This window comes from Pseudomonas sp. LB3P31, from assembly GCF_054897945.1.
In genome coordinates this window covers 1,749,362-1,766,872 of the sequence record NZ_CM142710.1, presented here as the reverse complement: position 1 = coordinate 1,766,872, position 17,511 = coordinate 1,749,362, and the positions used below count along the sequence as shown (strand labels likewise).

Sequence of the window (17,511 nt, the reverse complement as noted above, 5' to 3'; positions counted from 1 at the left end):
TTGTTGGAAATTACTATCTTTGCGCGCAAGTCGCGAGCGGGATCTGCTCAGGCCGCTTTCGGCTTGGGCGGGAATTTCGGTGCGTGCAGGCCCAGCTGCATGCCTTGCTTGACCATGCCCATGATGTCTTCGTGGGCCAGGTCGAACAGGCGCTTGAGATTGGGCAGGACAAAATACAGCGGCTGCAGGATGTCGATGCGGTACGGCGTGCGCATGCATTCCAGCGGATCGAAGGTTTGGTGCTCGGGCTCGTCCGACAGGCTGTAGACGGTTTCCTTGGGCGAGGAAAGTATGCCGCCGCCATAGATCCGTTGGCCCTGTGGCGTGTCGACCAGGCCGAACTCGATGGTCATCCAGTACAAGCGCGCGAGGTATACCCGTTCTTCCTTGGTCGCCTGCAAACCAAGCTTGCCGTAGGTGTGGGTGAATTCGGCGAACCAGGGATTGGTCAGCAGCGGGCAGTGGCCAAAGATCTCGTGGAAGATGTCCGGCTCTTGCAGGTAGTCCAGTTCTTCGCGGGTACGAATGAAGGTGGCCACCGGAAATTGCTTGTTGGCGAGCAATTCAAAAAAAGTCTGGAAGGGAATCAGCGCCGGAACCCGCGCGACTTGCCAGCCAGTGGTTTCACCGAGGACTTTGTTGATTTCCCCGAGTTGCGGAATGCGGTCGTGGGGCAGGCCGAGTTTTTCGATACCGTCCAGGTATTCCTGGCACGCACGACCCTCGATCACTTTCAGTTGGCGAGTGATCAGCGTGTTCCACACCGCGTGTTCTTCGGCGGGGTAGTCGATAAAACCTTGCGCATCGGGCTCGCGAGCCACGTATTGCGTCTGCTTCATGCTGCTCTCCTGCTAGGGGAATTCGTTCTTGTTATGTCCAGCTATGGACTTAGGAATAACCCATGGCGTTCGGTAGTGCAGCCCTCCGTGTGATGCTTGCGTAGGAAAAACCCGGCTAATTCGTAAATTTTTCGTTACGGATTGTGGGGTAAAGCGCCGTTGTTGGGTTTTTCGGGTTTGAAAAGCGCTCCAGGTGTCACATAATCTTGACGACTATCTGTGCCTCGCAGCAGAAATTTGCTGGTGCACCTCTGTAGGAGTGAGCCTGCTCGCGATAGCGGTCGGTCTGACAAGACCGGTTTGCCTGACCCACCGCTATCGCGAGCAGGCTCACTCCTACAGGGAGCCACGCCCATCCACCGTTTTTTTAGGCATTTATATGCGTATCAAAGTCCATTGCCAGAACCGCATCGGCATCCTGCGTGACATTCTTAACCTGCTGGTGGAGTACGGGATCAACGTCGCGCGCGGCGAAGTTGGCGGCGAACACGGCAATGCGATCTACCTGCACTGCCCGAACCTGATCAACCTGCAGTTCCAGGCGCTGCGGGCGAAGTTCGAGTCGATCCCTGGGGTATTTGGCGTCAAGCGCGTAGGGCTGATGCCCAGCGAGCGCCGGCACATGGAGCTCAACGCGCTGCTCGGCGCGCTGGAATTTCCGGTGCTGTCGATCGACATGGGCGGCTCGATCGTGGCCGCCAACCGTGCGGCTGCGCAGTTGCTCGGGGTGCGGGTGGACGAGGTGCCAGGGATTCCGCTGTCCCGTTACGCCGAGGATTTCGACCTGCCGGAACTGGTGCGTGCCAACAAGTCGCGGATCAACGGGTTGCGGGTCAAGGTCAGGGGCGATGTGTTCCTGGCCGACATCGCGCCCCTGCAGTCGGAGCATGACGACAGCGAAGCCATGGCCGGCGCGGTATTGACCCTGCACCGCGCAGACCGCGTGGGCGAACGCATCTACAACGTGCGCAAGCAGGAACTGCGCGGGTTCGACAGCATCTTCCAGAGTTCGAAAGTGATGGCCGCTGTGGTCCGCGAAGCGCGGCGCATGGCGCCCCTGGATGCGCCGCTATTAATAGAAGGTGAAACCGGCACCGGCAAGGAGCTGCTGGCGCGAGCCTGCCACCTGGCGAGTCCCCGGGGCCAGTCACCGCTGATGGCGCTCAACTGCGCCGGGCTGCCAGAATCCATGGCTGAGACCGAACTGTTCGGCTACGGCCCCGGCGCGTTCGAAGGCGCGCGTGCCGAAGGCAAACTCGGGCTGCTGGAGCTCACGGCGGGCGGTACGCTGTTCCTCGATGGCGTCGGCGAAATGAGCCCGCGGTTGCAGGTGAAATTGCTGCGTTTTTTGCAGGACGGCTGCTTTCGCCGGGTAGGCAGTGATGAAGAGGTATATCTCGATGTGCGGGTGATCTGTGCGACCCAGGTGGACCTGTCCGAGCTGTGCGCGCGCGGAGAGTTTCGCCAGGATCTGTATCACCGCCTCAACGTGCTCTCGCTGCACATCCCGCCACTGCGCGAATGCCTGGATGGTTTGACCCCGCTGGTCGAGCATTTTCTGGATCAGGCCAGCCGGCAGATCGGTTGCCCGCTGCCGAAACTGGCGCCGGCGGCGATGGAGCGGCTCAGTCATTACCATTGGCCGGGCAATGTCCGACAGCTGGAGAACGTGCTGTTTCAAGCGGTTTCCCTGTGTGAGGGCGGCACGGTCAAGGCCGAGCATATTCGCCTGCCGGATTACGGCGTGCGCCAGCCCCTTGGCGATTTTTCCCTGGAAGGCGGGCTGGACGAGATTGTCGGGCGCTTCGAGAAGGCGGTGCTGGAGCGGCTGTATTCCGAGCATCCGAGCAGTCGGCAGCTGGGTAAGCGTTTGGGGGTTTCGCATACCACCATTGCCAACAAGCTGCGTGAATATGAGGTTGGGAAGGACAGCAGCTCTTGAGATCAAAAGATCGCAGCCTGCGGCAGCTCCTACGTAAAATCTCGATCCCCGTAGGAGCTGCCGCAGGCTGCGATCTTTTGATCCATTGCCGCGAAGCGGCACAACACCGCCGGTTTTTCGTCTCCCACTCAATCCCCATTCCCCCTCCATACCCCTAAAACCCAATGTTTGCCCGGCCCCGTGCCGCCAGAAAATAGTTGGTCTGCAAATTGCTTATGGCTCAGCAGTACAGCGGTGGGCGGCAAACGTCCGGCATGCAGAGGAAAGAGTGTGGACAAGTACCTTTATGTAGCTATGACCGGCGCCAGCCAGAATGCACTGGCGCAGAAGGCTCATGCGAACAACCTCGCGAACATCTCCACCAACGGTTTCCAGAAAGACCTGGAACAGGCGCGTTCGATGCCGGTGTTTGGTGACAGCTTTCCGGCGCGGGCGTTTGCCATGTCCGAGCGTCCGGCCACCGATTTTTCCGCAGGCGCCCTGGTTGAAACCGGGCGGGAGCTGGATGTCGCCGTTCAGGGCAATGGCTGGATCGCCGTGCAGAACCCCGATGGCGGTGAAAGCTACGTGCGCACCGGCAGCCTCAACGTCGATGCCCTTGGCGTACTGCGCGCCGGCAACGGCATGCCGGTGATGGGCAACGGCGGGCCGATTGCCGTGCCGCCCGAGCAAAAAATTGAAGTCGGCGAGGACGGCACCATCAGCATTCGCGCGATGGGTGAAGGCCCGCGCGTGATGGCCGAAGTCGACCGCATCAAGCTGGTCAACCCGGACTTCAAGAACATGACCAAAGGCCTGGACGGTTCGATCCACACCAAGGACGGCCAGCCTGCGCAAGCGGATGCCAACGTCAAACTGGTGTCCGGTTTCCTCGAGTCGAGCAACGTCAACGCCGTGGAAGAAATGACCTCGGTACTGGCGCTGGCCAAGCAATTCGAATTGCACATCAAGATGATGAACACCGCCAAAGAAGACGACCAGGCCATGGCTCGGGTCTTGCAGATCAGCTAATTACCAGAACGTCGCGCCGTAAAACAGGCGCACGAGGAGAATCGAATGCTTCCGGCTCTATGGGTTGCCAAAACCGGTCTGTCCGCCCAGGACACCAACCTGACCACCATTTCCAACAACCTGGCGAACGTATCGACCACGGGTTTCAAACGTGATCGCGCCGAGTTTCAGGACCTGCTTTATCAGATCAAGCGTCAGCCTGGCGCCCAGTCGACCCAGGACAGCGAACTGCCGTCGGGTCTGCAAGTGGGTACCGGTGTGCGCATCGTCGGCACCCAGAAAAACTTCACCGCGGGCAGCCTGCAAACCACCGAGCAGCCGCTGGACATGGCCATCGACGGTCGTGGTTTCTTCCAGATCCTGCAGCCGGACGGCACCACGTCCTACACCCGTGACGGTACTTTCCACCTGGACTCCAACGGCCAGATCGTCAACGCCAGCGGCTTCGCCCTGGAACCGGCGATTGTCATCCCGAACGACGCCCAGACCTTCACGGTCGGCCGCGACGGCACTGTGTCCGTCACCGTGCCGGGCAACGCTGCGTCCCAGGTGATCGGTAACCTGCAAACCGCCGACTTCATCAACCCGGCCGGCCTGCAAGCCGTGGGCAACAACCTGTTCCTGGAAACCGCCGCCAGCGGCGCGCCGCAAGTCGGCACCCCGGGTCTCGCCGGTTTTGGTACCACGCTGCAGAACACCCTGGAAACGTCCAACGTCAGCACCGTTGAGGAGATGGTCAACATGATCACCACCCAGCGCGCCTACGAGATGAACTCCAAGGTGATCTCCACCGCCGACCAGATGCTCTCGTTCGTAACGCAGAATCTGTAATCAAGTCTATGAGGCGGCCAAGAGGTCGCCTGCAACACCGTGAGGTAGGGTCATGAATCGCTTCGTATCTGTTCTGGCACTGAGTGGGATCACCGCGCTCGCGGGCTGTGTCGCGCCCGCGCCCCGGCCCAATGACCCTTACTACGCCCCGGTGTTGCCGCGCACGCCGCTGCCGGCTGCCGCCAACAATGGCTCGATCTACCAGGCCGGTTTCGAACAGAACCTGTACAGCGACCGCAAGGCATTCCGCGTCGGTGACATCATCACCATCACGCTGAACGAGCGCACCCAGGCGAGCAAGAACGCCAACTCGCAGATCGGCAAGAACAGCGACACCAGCGTTGGCCTGACCTCGTTGTTCGGCTCGAGCCTGACCACCAATAACCCGATCGGTGGCGGCGACCTGAGCCTCAATGCCGGCTACAGCGCCGACCGCGCGACCAAGGGCGACAGCAAATCCGGGCAGAGCAACAGCCTGACTGGTTCGATCACCGTGACCGTCGCCGATGTATTGCCCAACGGCATCATCGCCGTGCGCGGCGAGAAGTGGCTGACCCTCAACACCGGCGATGAGCTGGTGCGGATTGCCGGCATGGTCCGGGCCGATGACATCGCGACCGACAACACCGTGTCGTCGACCCGCGTCGCCGATGCACGCATCACCTATTCGGGCACCGGTGCCTTCGCCGATGCGAGTCAGCCAGGCTGGTTCGATCGTTTTTTCCTCAGCCCGCTGTTCCCTTTCTAGGTGGCTACTTTGAATCTCAAACACCTGACGGTGGCCGCCCTGATGCTGTGCGCAGCGTTCAATGCGCAAGCCGAGCGGCTGAAGGACATCGCCAGTATTTCCGGCGTGCGTTCCAACCAGTTGATCGGTTACGGCCTGGTGGTCGGGCTTAACGGCACGGGCGACCAGACGACGCAGACCCCGTTCACCCTGCAGACCTTCAACAACATGCTCTCGCAGTTTGGCATCAAGGTACCGCCGGGTTCGGGCAACGTGCAGCTGAAGAACGTCGCCGCAGTATCGATCAGTGCTGACTTGCCGGCATTCGCCAAGCCGGGGCAGCAGGTCGACATCACCGTCGCGTCGATCGGCAACTCCAAGAGCCTGCGCGGCGGCACCTTGCTGCTGACGCCGCTCAAGGGTATCGACGGCAACGTCTACGCGATCGCCCAGGGCAACCTGGTGGTCGGCGGTTTTGATGCCGAAGGTCGCGACGGTTCGAAGATCACCGTTAACGTCCCGTCCGCCGGGCGCATCCCCGGTGGTGCCTCGGTGGAACGCTCGGTGCCGAGCGGGTTTAACCAGGGCAACAGCCTGACCCTGAACCTCAACCGTTCGGACTTCACCACCGCCAAGCGCATCGTCGACAAGATCAACAACATGCTCGGCCCGGGCGTGGCCCAGGCCATCGATGGCGGTTCGATCCGCGTCAGTGCGCCACTGGACCCGAGCCAGCGCGTCGACTACCTGTCGATCATCGAGAACCTTGAAGTCGATCCGGGCCAGGCGGTGGCGAAAGTCATCATCAACTCGCGTACCGGCACCATCGTCATCGGCCAGAACGTCAAAGTGTCCCCGGCCGCCGTGACCCACGGCAGCCTGACCGTGACCATCACTGAAGACCCGATCGTCAGCCAGCCCGGCCCTCTGTCCAATGGCGAGACGGCTGTAGTGGCGCGCTCGCGGGTCAACGCCCAGCAGGAAGCCAAGCCGATGTTCAAGTTCGGCCCGGGCACCACCCTCGACGAAATCGTCCGAGCGGTGAACCAGGTCGGCGCGGCGCCGGGTGACTTGATGGCCATCCTCGAAGCACTGAAACAGGCCGGCGCGTTGCAAGCCGACCTGATCGTGATCTGAGGACAGCGAAGATGGATATGTACAAGAGCGGTCTGGTCAGCAGCAGCGATTCGGGGTCCTACTCGGACTTGAATCGCCTGAATCAGCTCAAGGTCGGCGACAAGAACAGCGAAGGCAACATGCGCAAAGTGGCGCAGGAATTCGAGTCGCTGTTCCTCGGTGAAATGCTCAAGTCCATGCGCTCGGCCACCAATACCCTGGGCCAGGACAATCCGCTGAACACCGCCGAAGCCAAGCAGTACCAGGAAATGTACGACCAGCAGCTGGCCGTTTCAATGTCCCGCGAAGGCGGCGGTATCGGCCTGGCCGACGTGCTGATGCGCCAGATGTCGAAGAACAAACCCATGGCCCCGGGTGAAGCGGCGGCCGCGTCGGCGGCCAAGCAGGCCGAAGCGAAAGCTGCGGTGGAAACGCCGATTGCCGCCGGCACGGCTGCCACCAACGGTCCTTTGTCGCGCCTCAACGGCCAGCGTCCATTATGGGCTTCGCGCTCGATCCACGCGCCGCAGGCCGCAGGCGAGGGCGAGGGTGCACACCGCAATGACATGGCGCTGATCAACCAGCGCCGTTTGGCCTTGCCACCGAAACTCGCCGACCGCTTGCTCGCCGGCCTGGTCCCATCGGCCACCGCCCCGGCAGCAACCGTCACGACCGCGATCAACAAAATCGAAGTGCCCCAAGTCAGCGGCGCAGGCTCCCTGTACAACGGCGACTGGCTGACCGCGCAAACCGAAGCGCCGGCGAGCGGTCGCCTGCAAGTCTACGGCCGCGCCATGGCGCAGATCCCCCTGGCACCGCCGAAGAAAGCCTTCAGCTCCGCCGACGAATTCGTCAACGCCATGCTGCCGATGGCCAAGGAAGCCGCCGACCGCATCGGCGTCGATCCGCGCTACCTGGTGGCCCAGGCCGCCCTGGAAACCGGCTGGGGCAAATCGGTCATGCGCGCCCAGGACGGCAGCAGCAGCCACAACCTGTTCGGCATCAAGGCCAGCAGCAACTGGAAGGGCGATTCGGCAAGGGCGATCACCAGCGAATTCAGAAATGGCGAGATGGTCAAGGAGACGGCGCAGTTCCGCTCCTACGACTCTTACAAAGACAGCTTCCACGACCTGGTAACGCTGCTGCAATCCAACGATCGCTATCAAGATGTCGTGAAGTCTGCCGATAACCCGGAACAATTTGTACGCGAGTTGCAAAAGGCCGGTTACGCAACCGACCCGGCATACGCCAGCAAGATTTCGCAGATAGCCAAGCAGATGACGAGTTACCAGAACTACGCTGCGGCGGGCGTTTCCACTACGCCTTTATAGGCACAAGGTATAAGGTCTGAACCATGAGTTTGCTCAATATCGGGATGTCGGGTCTCAACGCCAGTCAGGTGTCGTTGGCGACTGTCGGCAATAACATTGCCAACGCCAACACCGCCGGCTATTCACGCCAGCAGACCATCCAGACCAGTAATACGTCCAACCTCAATGGCGGCGTGTTCATCGGCAGCGGCACGACCCTGGCGGATGTGCGCCGGGTGTATAACGCCTACCTCGATCAGCAGCTGCAGACCAGCACCTCGCTGAGCAACGACGCCAACTCCTACCTCGAGCAGGTCAACCCGCTCGACAAGTTGTTCTCCGACAAGACCACGGGGATCAGTGCGGTGTTGAGCAGCTTCTTTGCATCGGTACAAACCTCTGCCGCCACCCCGAGCGACAACGCTTCGCGGCAGTTGCTGCTGACCAACGCGCAAACGTTGAGCAACCGCTTCAACGCCCTGGCGTCGCAGATGCAGCAGCAGAACGAAGGCATCAACAGCCAGCTGACCACCATGACCGAAAAGGTCAATCAGCTGACTTCATCCATTGCCTCGCTGAACCAGCAGATTTCCCAGGCCACCGCCTCGACCGGCAGCGGCCCGAACAACCTGATGGATGCGCGTAACGAAGCCGTGCGCACACTCAACGAACTGGTCGGCGTGACCGTCCAGGAACAGAACGGCAGCTACAATGTGTCCCTGGGCACCGGCCAGTCGCTGGTGCTGGGCAACACCTTCAACACGCTATCGACCGCCCGCACCGGCATCGACAAGAACCAGCTGAATATCCAGGTCAACTCGCCGTCTTCGGTGAGCGACGTGACCTCGGTGATCAGCGGCGGCAAGATCGGCGGTTTGCTGCGCTACCGCGAAGACGTGCTGGTGCCGGCGATGAACGACCTCGGCCGCACCGCGATCGTGGTCGCCGACAAGATCAACCGCCAATTGGGTCAGGGCCTCGACGCCAATGGCGAGTTTGGCGCTTCGCTGTTCTCCAGCATCAACAGCGCCGCGGCGATCAGCCAGCGCAGTCTGGCGGCATCGACCAACAGCGCGGGCTCGGGCAACCTCGACGTCAGCATCAGCAACTCCAGTGCGCTGACCACCTTCGATTACGAAGTGACCTTCACTGCGGCGGACAAGTACACGGTCAAGCGTTCCGACGGCAAAAACATGGGCAGTTTTGACCTGACCCCGGCCGCCGAAATCGACGGGTTCAAGCTCAACCTCAACGGTGGTGCCCTGAGTGCGGGCGATACCTTCAAGGTGATCCCGACCCGTACCGGTGCGAGCACCATCACCACGCAGATGACCGATTCGAACAAGCTCGCCTTTGCCGGCGCCCTGGTCGCAACCAGCAACACCGGCAATGGCGGCACGGGTGCCTTGACCCCACCCGCACTGACCGTGCCGATGGACATCTACGCCGGCACCGACCTCGCCGACCTGCAGGCCGGAATCAAGAATTCCATGCCGGTGACCCTGACCTTCAAGGACCCGGTCGGCGGCAGCCAGGGTTATGAAGTGTTCAACTCCAAAGGCCAGAGCATAGGCACCGGCACCATCGTGCCGGGGCAGGGCAACGACCTGACGATCAACGTGCCGATCCTCGACGATGCTGGACTGCCGATTGCCGGCAAGTCGTTTTCCTTCAACACCACGGTCAGCGGCTCGCCGTCGAAGAACGACAAGTACGAAGTCGCCTTCAACGTCGACGGCAAGAAAGACAACCGCAACGCCAACGAACTGTTGGGCTTGCAGACCAAGGCCACAGTCGGCGTCAGCGGCGGCAACGCCGGCATGAGCATGACCACCGCCTACAGCCGCCTGGTGGAACAGGTCGGCGCCAAGGCCAGCCAGGCCCTGGGCGACAGCACCGCCAGCGGGGCAATTTTGTCCCGGGCCAAGTCCGAAGTCGCGTCCGTGTCCCAGGTCAACCTGGATGACGAAGCCGCCGACCTGGTCAAGTTCCAGCAGTACTACACCGCGTCGTCGCAGATTATCAAGGCCGCGCAAGAAACGTTCAGCACGCTGATCAACAGTCTTTAAGGGAGTCTTCGACGATGCGAATTTCTACAGCCCAGTACTTTGAGACGAGTGCGAGCACCTACCAGAATAACTTCTCCTCGATCGTGAAGACCCAGGAGCAGATCACTTCAGGTGTGCGTATCCAAAGTGCTGGCGATGATCCGGTTGGCGCCGCGCAGTTGCTGATGTTGCAACAGCAGAAGGACATGCTCGGTCAGTACAGCGCCAACATGAGCAGCATCAAGAATTCGCTGACCAACGAAGAGAGCGTACTGGACAGCATCAACACGGCGCTGCAGCGCGCACGTGAATTGACGTTGAGTGCCGGTGATGGCGGCAAGAGCGATGCAGATCGCAAGTCCATCGCAGCGGAACTGGGCGAGATCGAAGCCAACGTGTTGAGCTTGCTCAACAGCAAGGATCCGTCCGGCAGCTACATGTTCGCCGGTTCCAAGACCACCACGGCGCCGTATGTGCGCAACAACGACGGCACCTATTCCTATCAGGGTGACGATACCCAACTGAACCTCCAGGTCTCGGATACGCTGTCGATCGCGGCCGGTGACACCGGAAAAAGCATCCTTGAGTCGGCGATCAACTCAGGCCGCACCCAGGCTGTGCTCGACCCGTCAAAGCCCAACGACGGCACCGTTTCAGTGTCTGCCGGGCTGTTGACCTCGAACGCGGCTTACACCAAGAATTTCTCGGCCGGCGAGCCTTACGAGCTAAAGTTCATCGACAGCACGCACTACACTATCGCGGACAAGGACGGTAATGACATCACCTCCGAGGTTGCCGGTAACGGCGTCTTCGACTCCAAGAAGGAAGGCAGCGCGAGCATCAACTTGCGTGGCGTGGAGTTCGATATCACCTTGCGCCTGAAGGCGCCTATCGATCCGGCAACCACGCTGCCGATGACCCCGGACGCAGAGGTCAAGGATCATGTGTTCAGTCTGGGTAGCAAGCCTGACAGCTTTAATGCCTCCCGCACGCCGAGCAACGCTTCGACAGCGCAGGTCACGGGTTCCGGCGTCACGGATCAGGCGGCTTACACCAATGGGTTTCCCAGCAGTGGTGTGGTGGTCAAGTTCACTGATGCCACCAACTACAAGGTGTACGCCCAGCCGATCAGCGCCGATAGCAAGTCGATAGGCGAGGGCGCTCTGACCGCTGGCTCGGTCACGGTAGCGGGTGTCAAACTCGATTTCACCGGCAACCCGGAGGCGAATGACCAGTTCGTGGTGAGTGCCAGCGGTCACAAGACCCAGAGCGCGCTCGATACCCTGAGCCAGTTGCGCAAGACTCTGGAGACGCCATCGGACGGCGATGTCATGGCGCAGATCAAGCTCAAGGACGCATTGAACTCGGCAACTGGCAACCTGACGAACTCCAGCGAACAGATCCTGAGTGTGCAGGGGGCGATTGGCGCCCGTTTGAACTCGGTGGAAATTGCCACCACTGAAAACATTAGCCTCGGTTTGTCCAATGCCAGCACTCAGGCCGCCATTGGCAATACCGATGTAGCAACCGCTTCGATTGACTTGGCCTTCCAGCAATCGCTACTACAAGCCTCGCAACTGGCCTTCGTGAAAATCGCCCAGTTGAGCCTGTTCAACAAGCTGTAATCCCTTCTTGATTGCCGGCACCCCGGGTGCCGGCAATGTCTAGCTGATGCTTTTCTCTGCGTTTGTGACTGGATGTTTGCTATAAGCCACGCATAATGCGTGACCTGCGAGTCATAAAGCGCATCTTCACTGTATTGTGTAAAAAAGGATGGGCAGGGGAAGGTCCCTTGTCGGGCGTGTATTCCGGGGTTGCGGAGCGCCTGTGCCGTATTTTTTCGCTCGGCGAAGTCCAGTATTGTCAGTACCTCTCGGTCTTGCGAGCGGTGATCTCCAGCTATTTAGTATTGGGAAGCCACAATGATTGGCATAAAAAGCATTGCCAGCTACGTGCCAGCGAGTGGGCTGGATAACTATGCTCAGGGCGCGAAGTTCGAAAAGGATGAAGAGTTCATCCTTGGCAAAATCGGCTCGGCGTTCCTGCCGCGCAAGGACGCTGCCCAGGAAACCTCCGACCTGTGTGTAGAGGCAGCCAATGCCTTGTTCGCCAACAACCCGCAACTCGATCGTCAAGCCATCGACGTATTGATCGTCGTCACCCAGAACGGTGACGAAGAAGGGCTGCCACACACCTCGGCCATCGTTCAGGACAAGCTTGGCTTGTCGACCAACGTGGCAGCGTTCGACATTTCCCTGGGTTGCTCGGGTTATGTCTACGGCATCTATGCGATCAAGGGCTTCATGGAAGCTGCAGGCCTGAAGAACGGCTTGCTGATCACCGCCGACCCGTATTCGAAAATCGTCGACCCGGAAGATCGCAACACCACCATGTTGTTCGGTGATGCCGCCACAGCCACCTGGATGGGTGAAGACGCGGCCTGGCAACTGGGCAAGGCCAAGTTCGGCACCGACGGTTCCGGTGCCCCGCACCTGAAGGTCACTGACGGCGTGTTCTATATGAACGGTCGGCAGGTATTCAACTTTGCCCTGCTCAAGGTGCCGGCGCATCTGCACGAGCTGCTCGGCGAGTCGGGCCTGGTGTCCGAGGACATCGATGCGTTCTGCATCCACCAGGGCAGTGCTGCCATTGTCGATGCCGTGGCTCGCCGATTCGAAGGCGAGCCGGAGAAGTTCATCAAGGACATGGTCGAGACCGGTAACACCGTGTCGTCGAGCATTCCGCTGCTGCTGGAAAAGCACATGTTCGACTCCAGCTGGAAGCGTGTGGCAATCAGTGGTTTCGGCGTGGGCCTGTCCTGGGGATCGGCGATTATTTATCGCCCCTGACGCGCCAGTTAAATAACGCCAAAAAAACGCCCATGACCGCGAGGTCATGGGCGTTTTTGCGTTCTGGGGTGTAAGGGTAAGGCCTTGAATCACAAGGGGTGGCACGGTGCTAGTAAAAAAAAACAAAAAAGCGCTCAAGCAACCCGCTTTCACGACGATAACTATTACGAAGGTTCTCTAGGCCACACCCGGCGGTTGCCAGGGCCGGAAGCCGCAGCACCCAACCAACGAGGAATTCGTCATGGCTTTATCAGTAAATACCAACATTACATCGTTGACCGTTCAGCGGAACCTGAACAAAGCCGGCGATGCCCTGGGCACCTCGATGACCCGTCTGTCTTCCGGCCTGAAAATCAACAGCGCTAAAGACGATGCTGCCGGCATGCAGATCGCCAACCGTCTGACCTCCCAGGTCAAAGGCATGACCGTTGCGATCAACAACGCCAACAACGGTACTTCCATCGCCCAGACTGCTGAAGGCGCGATGCAAGAATCGACCAACATTCTGCAACGTCTGCGTGAGCTGGCTCTGAACTCCGCGAACGGTGATAAATCCCAGGCTGACCGTGATTCCCTGCAACAGGAATTCACCGCCAAAGTCGGCGAGCTGACTCGTATCGCTGCTACTACTACCTTCGGTGGTCGTAACCTGCTCGACGGTACCTTCCAGAACGTTGGCTTCCAGATCGGTTCCGACGCCAACCAGACCATCTCGTTCGGCATGAGCGACATCAGCGCCACTGGTTTGAAGGGTACTTACAGCGAAGCTACCGTTGCTGGTTCGCTGACTTCCCTGTCGGCTTCGGTAACTGGTAACCCGGTTACTCTCCCAGGTGGTACTCCAGGTACACCAGCTACTACCACTGCTTACACCAACACCGGTGACATGACCGCCGCTCTGGGCGCCAACGAAACCATTACCGTCAACGGCACTGCGGTCAACCTGCTCAGCGGTGACAACCTTGCGGCTGTAGTTTCGAAAATCAACACCGCAACCGGTTCGACCATTGCGAGCGCAAGCGGTACTGACCTGGTTCTGACTGGCGCAGCGGGCGGCCCAGCCAACACTGTTACCGGTGCTGGTACTCTGGGTACAGCGCTGGCCGCAGGTACTGGCGGTGGTGCAGTTGTTCCTGCCGTTCCTGCCGTAGCAGGCCAGCTGACTGCAGCTGCTGAAATCAACATCAACGGCACAAACGTCGCTTTCGCAGTCAACGATGACATGGCTGCCATCGCCACCAAAATCAACACTGCCAACACTGGCGCAACTGCAACTGGCGTTGCTGCTACAGTTTCCGCTGCAGGCCGCTTGGAGCTGACTTCCGCTGACGGTAAAGCTATCAAGCTGGGCAACGGCACTGGCGTAGCCGCCAACGGTGGTGCAGGTGCACTGGCCAAACTCGGCCTGACCGCTGGCAACACTGAAGCCAAGCTGACTGCAGCTACTTCGGTAAGCCTGAACGGTACTGAAGTTAAGTTCACCGCAGGCTCCACCATGGCCGACATCGTGTCGTCCATCAACAGCGCCAGCACCGGTGTAACTGCCAGCGTCAACAAGACTGACAACTCCCTGAGCCTGTTCTCCACCAAGGACATCACCGTTGCAGACGGCAGCACCGGTACTGGCCTGGCCACTCTGGGTCTGACCACCGCATCTACTGCGCCAACAGTTGCTGTGAAGATGGACACCACCGTTGCTGACCTGAGCGTTCTGACTTCGGCCAGCGCCCAGCAAACCATCCAGGCTCTGGACGGCGCGATCCAGCAGATCGACACCCAACGTTCGCAACTGGGTGCTGTTCAAAACCGTTTCACCAGCACTGTAGCCAACCTGCAAAGCATCTCGGAAAACTCCACCGCAGCACGTAGCCGCGTACAGGACGCTGACTTCGCTTCCGAAGCCGCCGAGCTGACCAAGCAACAAACCCTGCAACAGGCTTCCACCGCGATCCTGTCCCAGGCTAACCAGCTGCCATCCGCTGTACTGAAGCTGCTTCAGTAATATCGGTAGCGGTTAATCAACGGAAGGGCGCTCTACGTGCCCTTCCGTTTTTTCAGTTTTGAGGTGATGACATGGATATGAGCATTAAGCTGAACGCGCATTACCCGACTGCCGCGACCCAAGCGGCGAGCGCCTCTGTCACCCTGGCACCGCCAGTGGCCGAGCAAGAGCCCGCAGTCACTGAAGACACCAAGCGCGTGGCACTGGAAAAGGCCGTGACCGATATTCGCGAGTTCGTGCAATCGACTCAGCGAAACCTGGATTTTTCCATCGACGACTCCACCGGAACGGTAGTGGTCAAGGTGGTCGCTACCGAAAGTGGCGAAGTGATTCGGCAGATTCCATCGGAAACTGCTTTGAAGCTTGCACAGAATTTGAGTGATGCCAGCAGCTTGCTGTTTGATACGAAGGCCTGAGCTGGCATGAAATGTGTTTCTGACTGCAGCCAAGGCGATCTGCGCCAATAATGCGGCAGCCACAGGACAAGGAGATTACAGATGGCGAGTTCAACGATTAGCGGCGTGGGGTCGACCTACGACACTCAGGGTATTGTGAAAGCCTTGGTTGGTGCGGAAAAAGCGCCCAAGCAGACGCAGATCACCAACCAGCAGAAAGACACGACCATTCAATTGTCGGCTGTCGGCACTGTAAAAGGTGCGCTGGATACCTACCGCGCGGCACTCGCGAAGCTGAATAATCTGTCCGCGTTCAATGGCCTCGCTGCGTCCACGTCGGAAGAAAAAAACGTCAAGGTTACCCTTGGCGACGGCGCCTCCAGCGGCAAATACGTGGTTGTGGTGCAGGATCTCGCGACCTCGTCGAAAATCACCAGCAAGGTATTCGCCGGGGGCGCTACGGGCGCTGCCAACCCGGGTAGCGAGGCTCAGAAGCTGACGATTACCCAGTCCGGCAAAAGTTACGATGTGTCGATTCCCGGTGGCGCAAGCCTGAGCCAGGTGCGCGAGTCGATCAACACCCAGCTCTCGGCCCAGGGCATCAGTGCGAACATCTTGAGCGATGCCAACGGTGCGCGTCTGGTGATCGGTTCCACTAACAGCGGCGCTGGTACCGACATCACCCTGAGTGGCGATTCGGATCTTGCCAAAGGCTACGACGCAGGCGTTGCAGCCAAAAACGCCAAGTACACCATCGACGGCGTCGCCATGGAGTCCACCTCCAACAAGGTAACTTCCGCCATCAGTGGTGTAAGTCTGGAACTGGTTGCCAGCGACAAGGACAAGCCGATCACGATCAGCGTGGACAGCAACGCGACCACCCTGAAGACCTCGGTACAGTCATTCGTCTCGGCCTATAACGCACTGATGACCAGTATCAATACCCAGACCAAGGTTACCGCCACCGGTGATTCCGCCACTACCACGGCGGGCGCTCTCACTGGCGATTCCTCGATGCGCCAGCTGGTAGCAAGTCTGCGCAGTGAGCTGGTAAACAGCTCTGGCTCAAGCGCCATGAGCGGTCTGTCGCAGATGGGCATTACCACTGACCAGAAAACCGGTTTGCTGACCCTGGACGACAAGTCGTGGGACAAGGCCGTGGTCAAGGGCTCTGCGGATATCGCCAAGCTGTTCACTGGCGATAAAGGCCTGATCACTCGGATGAACAAGGCCACCGAGACTTATGTCGGCACCACCGGGCTACTCGCCTCACGCGTCAAGGACTTGAACACCAAGTTGACGGACCTGACCACCCAGCAGTCGGACCTTGATCGGCGCATGGATAGCTTGCAGACATCGCTGTCCGCCAAGTACAACGCCATGGACAGCCTGATTGCCAAGATCAACGCCAGCAGCTCCAGCATCATGACCACGCTTAACTCGCTGAACAATCCGAAGTCGGATTGATGATGGGGGCGTTAACCTGCCCCGCAAAAGAGCGTATGAGTGGTCCGGGCTTTTTCGGCTCTGGATTAAAGTTTTATGCGACACAGTCGACAAAATGAATAGAGCAATTTTTCCGCCTGTGGCCTGTAACGAGGTAGCAACATGAACCCTATGAGAGCCCTTCGCCAATACCAGAAGGTCAATTCCCACGCCCAGATCTCCGAGGCCAGCCCGCATCGGTTGATTCAGATGCTGCTGGAAGGCGGTCTGGATCGACTGGCTCAGGCCAAGGGCGCATTGGCTCGCGGTGACATCGCGCAGAAATGCCTGCTGATCACCAAGGCGATCGACATCATCACCGGCCTGCGCCAAGGCCTGGACGCTGAGAAGGCGGAAGATCCGGCTTCGATCGAACAGCTCGACAGCCTGTACGAATACATGAATGCGCGCCTGGTGCAGGCTAATGTCAGCAACGACACGCAGATCATCGATGAAGTCATGCAGCTGTTGGTTACGGTAAAAAGCGGCTGGGATGCCATCGCACACCAATAGGCCCACCCGCCGAGGAACGACGCCATGAGTCAAGCATTGCAACGGATTGAACAAACCCGCGAAGCGCTCATCGATGCGCTGGCCGAGCGTGATTGGGGTGCGATTGGTGCGCTGGATTCGGCTTGCCGTGAATGCGTCGACGAGGTGCTCAGCGAAGCGCCGATCGACGAGGAAGCGCTGCGGACCAATCTGGAAAGTTTGCTGGCGGTGTACAAGGATTTATTGACGGTGACGATGGGCGAGCGTCAGGCGATAGTCGACGAGATGTCGCAGATCACCCAAGCGAAGAGTGCGGCAAAGGTTTACCATCTGTTCGGTTAATTAATCCCGGGTTAATCCAGAGATGTGCGCCATATATTTGACTGTGGACAGTTTTTTGACTTAACTAGTGGCTGTTCACCGATTTCAGGCGTCTACAGACTTTACAGGTCTGCGAGCGTCTA

The 17,511-nt window shown here is 59.4% G+C and carries 15 protein-coding genes; 14 read left to right on the top strand and 1 reads right to left on the bottom strand.

From position 1 onward, the window contains the following. Positions 1-47: 47 nt before the first annotated feature. Complete coding sequence (gene phhA, locus ACYZTK_RS07965; protein WP_462013925.1) at positions 48-839, bottom strand: phenylalanine 4-monooxygenase; 792 nt, start codon at positions 837-839, stop codon at positions 48-50. 379 nt (positions 840-1,218) lie between these two features. Here phhA and ACYZTK_RS07960 point away from each other — a divergent pair, with 379 nt between their 5' ends. From ACYZTK_RS07960 to fliT, 14 genes are all read left to right on the top strand, one after another. Further along, positions 1,219-2,781, top strand: coding sequence for a sigma-54-dependent transcriptional regulator (locus ACYZTK_RS07960; protein ID WP_462013924.1), 1,563 nt, complete (start codon positions 1,219-1,221; stop codon positions 2,779-2,781). Positions 2,782-3,051: 270 nt separating this feature from the next. Beyond that, the gene (locus ACYZTK_RS07955; protein ID WP_462013923.1) at positions 3,052-3,792 is read left to right on the top strand and encodes a flagellar basal body rod protein FlgF; all 741 of its coding nucleotides are present in this window, start codon (positions 3,052-3,054) and stop codon (positions 3,790-3,792) included. A gap of 45 nt (positions 3,793-3,837) precedes the next feature. Next, positions 3,838-4,623 (top strand): flagellar basal-body rod protein FlgG, encoded by a 786-nt coding sequence (gene flgG, locus ACYZTK_RS07950; protein WP_045058874.1) that lies wholly within the window; start codon positions 3,838-3,840, stop codon positions 4,621-4,623. Positions 4,624-4,675: 52 nt separating this feature from the next. Further along, positions 4,676-5,371 carry a flagellar basal body L-ring protein FlgH gene (flgH, locus tag ACYZTK_RS07945; protein ID WP_122837929.1) on the top strand — a complete coding sequence of 232 codons (696 nt, stop codon included), beginning with the start codon at positions 4,676-4,678 and terminating at the stop codon, positions 5,369-5,371. Positions 5,372-5,413: 42 nt separating this feature from the next. After that, on the top strand, positions 5,414-6,487 hold the full coding sequence (locus ACYZTK_RS07940; RefSeq protein ID WP_462014874.1) for a flagellar basal body P-ring protein FlgI: 1,074 nt from the start codon (positions 5,414-5,416) through the stop codon (positions 6,485-6,487). Positions 6,488-6,498: 11 nt separating this feature from the next. Continuing rightward, positions 6,499-7,797, top strand: a complete 1,299-nt coding sequence (gene flgJ / locus ACYZTK_RS07935) for a flagellar assembly peptidoglycan hydrolase FlgJ (protein ID WP_462013922.1) — start codon at positions 6,499-6,501, stop codon at positions 7,795-7,797. Positions 7,798-7,820: 23 nt separating this feature from the next. Beyond that, a complete protein-coding gene (gene flgK, locus ACYZTK_RS07930; protein WP_462013921.1) occupies positions 7,821-9,845 on the top strand; it encodes a flagellar hook-associated protein FlgK in 2,025 nt (674 codons plus the stop codon). 14 nt (positions 9,846-9,859) lie between these two features. Further along, the gene (locus tag ACYZTK_RS07925; protein ID WP_462013920.1) at positions 9,860-11,449 is read left to right on the top strand and encodes a flagellar hook-associated protein 3; all 1,590 of its coding nucleotides are present in this window, start codon (positions 9,860-9,862) and stop codon (positions 11,447-11,449) included. 297 nt (positions 11,450-11,746) lie between these two features. Continuing rightward, positions 11,747-12,673 (top strand): ketoacyl-ACP synthase III, encoded by a 927-nt coding sequence (locus ACYZTK_RS07920; RefSeq protein ID WP_462013919.1) that lies wholly within the window; start codon positions 11,747-11,749, stop codon positions 12,671-12,673. 241 nt (positions 12,674-12,914) lie between these two features. Then, on the top strand, positions 12,915-14,675 hold the full coding sequence (locus ACYZTK_RS07915; RefSeq protein ID WP_462013918.1) for a flagellin N-terminal helical domain-containing protein: 1,761 nt from the start codon (positions 12,915-12,917) through the stop codon (positions 14,673-14,675). Between the two features lie 71 nt (positions 14,676-14,746). After that, on the top strand, positions 14,747-15,091 hold the full coding sequence (locus tag ACYZTK_RS07910) for a flagellar protein FlaG (RefSeq protein ID WP_462013917.1): 345 nt from the start codon (positions 14,747-14,749) through the stop codon (positions 15,089-15,091). 81 nt (positions 15,092-15,172) lie between these two features. Then, the gene (gene fliD, locus ACYZTK_RS07905; RefSeq protein ID WP_462013916.1) at positions 15,173-16,537 is read left to right on the top strand and encodes a flagellar filament capping protein FliD; all 1,365 of its coding nucleotides are present in this window, start codon (positions 15,173-15,175) and stop codon (positions 16,535-16,537) included. A 141-nt stretch (positions 16,538-16,678) separates the two neighbouring features. After that, positions 16,679-17,068, top strand: coding sequence for a flagellar export chaperone FliS (gene fliS / locus ACYZTK_RS07900; protein WP_462013915.1), 390 nt, complete (start codon positions 16,679-16,681; stop codon positions 17,066-17,068). Between the two features lie 24 nt (positions 17,069-17,092). Further along, complete coding sequence (gene fliT / locus ACYZTK_RS07895; RefSeq protein WP_462013914.1) at positions 17,093-17,389, top strand: flagellar protein FliT; 297 nt, start codon at positions 17,093-17,095, stop codon at positions 17,387-17,389. The last annotated feature ends 122 nt before the right edge of the window (positions 17,390-17,511 follow it).

What these genes read in the sequence shown, in the direction of transcription:
- ACYZTK_RS07940 (WP_462014874.1), top strand. Translation starts at nt 5,414, where the DNA reads ATGCTGTGCGCAGCGTTCAATGCGCAAGCCGAGCGGCTGAAGGACATC.
- ACYZTK_RS07910 (WP_462013917.1), top strand. Translation starts at nt 14,747, where the DNA reads ATGGATATGAGCATTAAGCTGAACGCGCATTACCCGACTGCCGCGACC.
- fliS (WP_462013915.1), top strand. Translation starts at nt 16,679, where the DNA reads ATGAACCCTATGAGAGCCCTTCGCCAATACCAGAAGGTCAATTCCCAC.
- flgH (WP_122837929.1), top strand. Translation starts at nt 4,676, where the DNA reads ATGAATCGCTTCGTATCTGTTCTGGCACTGAGTGGGATCACCGCGCTC.
- ACYZTK_RS07925 (WP_462013920.1), top strand. Translation starts at nt 9,860, where the DNA reads ATGCGAATTTCTACAGCCCAGTACTTTGAGACGAGTGCGAGCACCTAC.
- phhA (WP_462013925.1), bottom strand. Translation starts at nt 839, where the DNA reads ATGAAGCAGACGCAATACGTGGCTCGCGAGCCCGATGCGCAAGGTTTT.
- flgK (WP_462013921.1), top strand. Translation starts at nt 7,821, where the DNA reads ATGAGTTTGCTCAATATCGGGATGTCGGGTCTCAACGCCAGTCAGGTG.
- ACYZTK_RS07960 (WP_462013924.1), top strand. Translation starts at nt 1,219, where the DNA reads ATGCGTATCAAAGTCCATTGCCAGAACCGCATCGGCATCCTGCGTGAC.
- fliT (WP_462013914.1), top strand. Translation starts at nt 17,093, where the DNA reads ATGAGTCAAGCATTGCAACGGATTGAACAAACCCGCGAAGCGCTCATC.
- fliD (WP_462013916.1), top strand. Translation starts at nt 15,173, where the DNA reads ATGGCGAGTTCAACGATTAGCGGCGTGGGGTCGACCTACGACACTCAG.
- flgJ (WP_462013922.1), top strand. Translation starts at nt 6,499, where the DNA reads ATGGATATGTACAAGAGCGGTCTGGTCAGCAGCAGCGATTCGGGGTCC.
- ACYZTK_RS07915 (WP_462013918.1), top strand. Translation starts at nt 12,915, where the DNA reads ATGGCTTTATCAGTAAATACCAACATTACATCGTTGACCGTTCAGCGG.
- ACYZTK_RS07920 (WP_462013919.1), top strand. Translation starts at nt 11,747, where the DNA reads ATGATTGGCATAAAAAGCATTGCCAGCTACGTGCCAGCGAGTGGGCTG.
- flgG (WP_045058874.1), top strand. Translation starts at nt 3,838, where the DNA reads ATGCTTCCGGCTCTATGGGTTGCCAAAACCGGTCTGTCCGCCCAGGAC.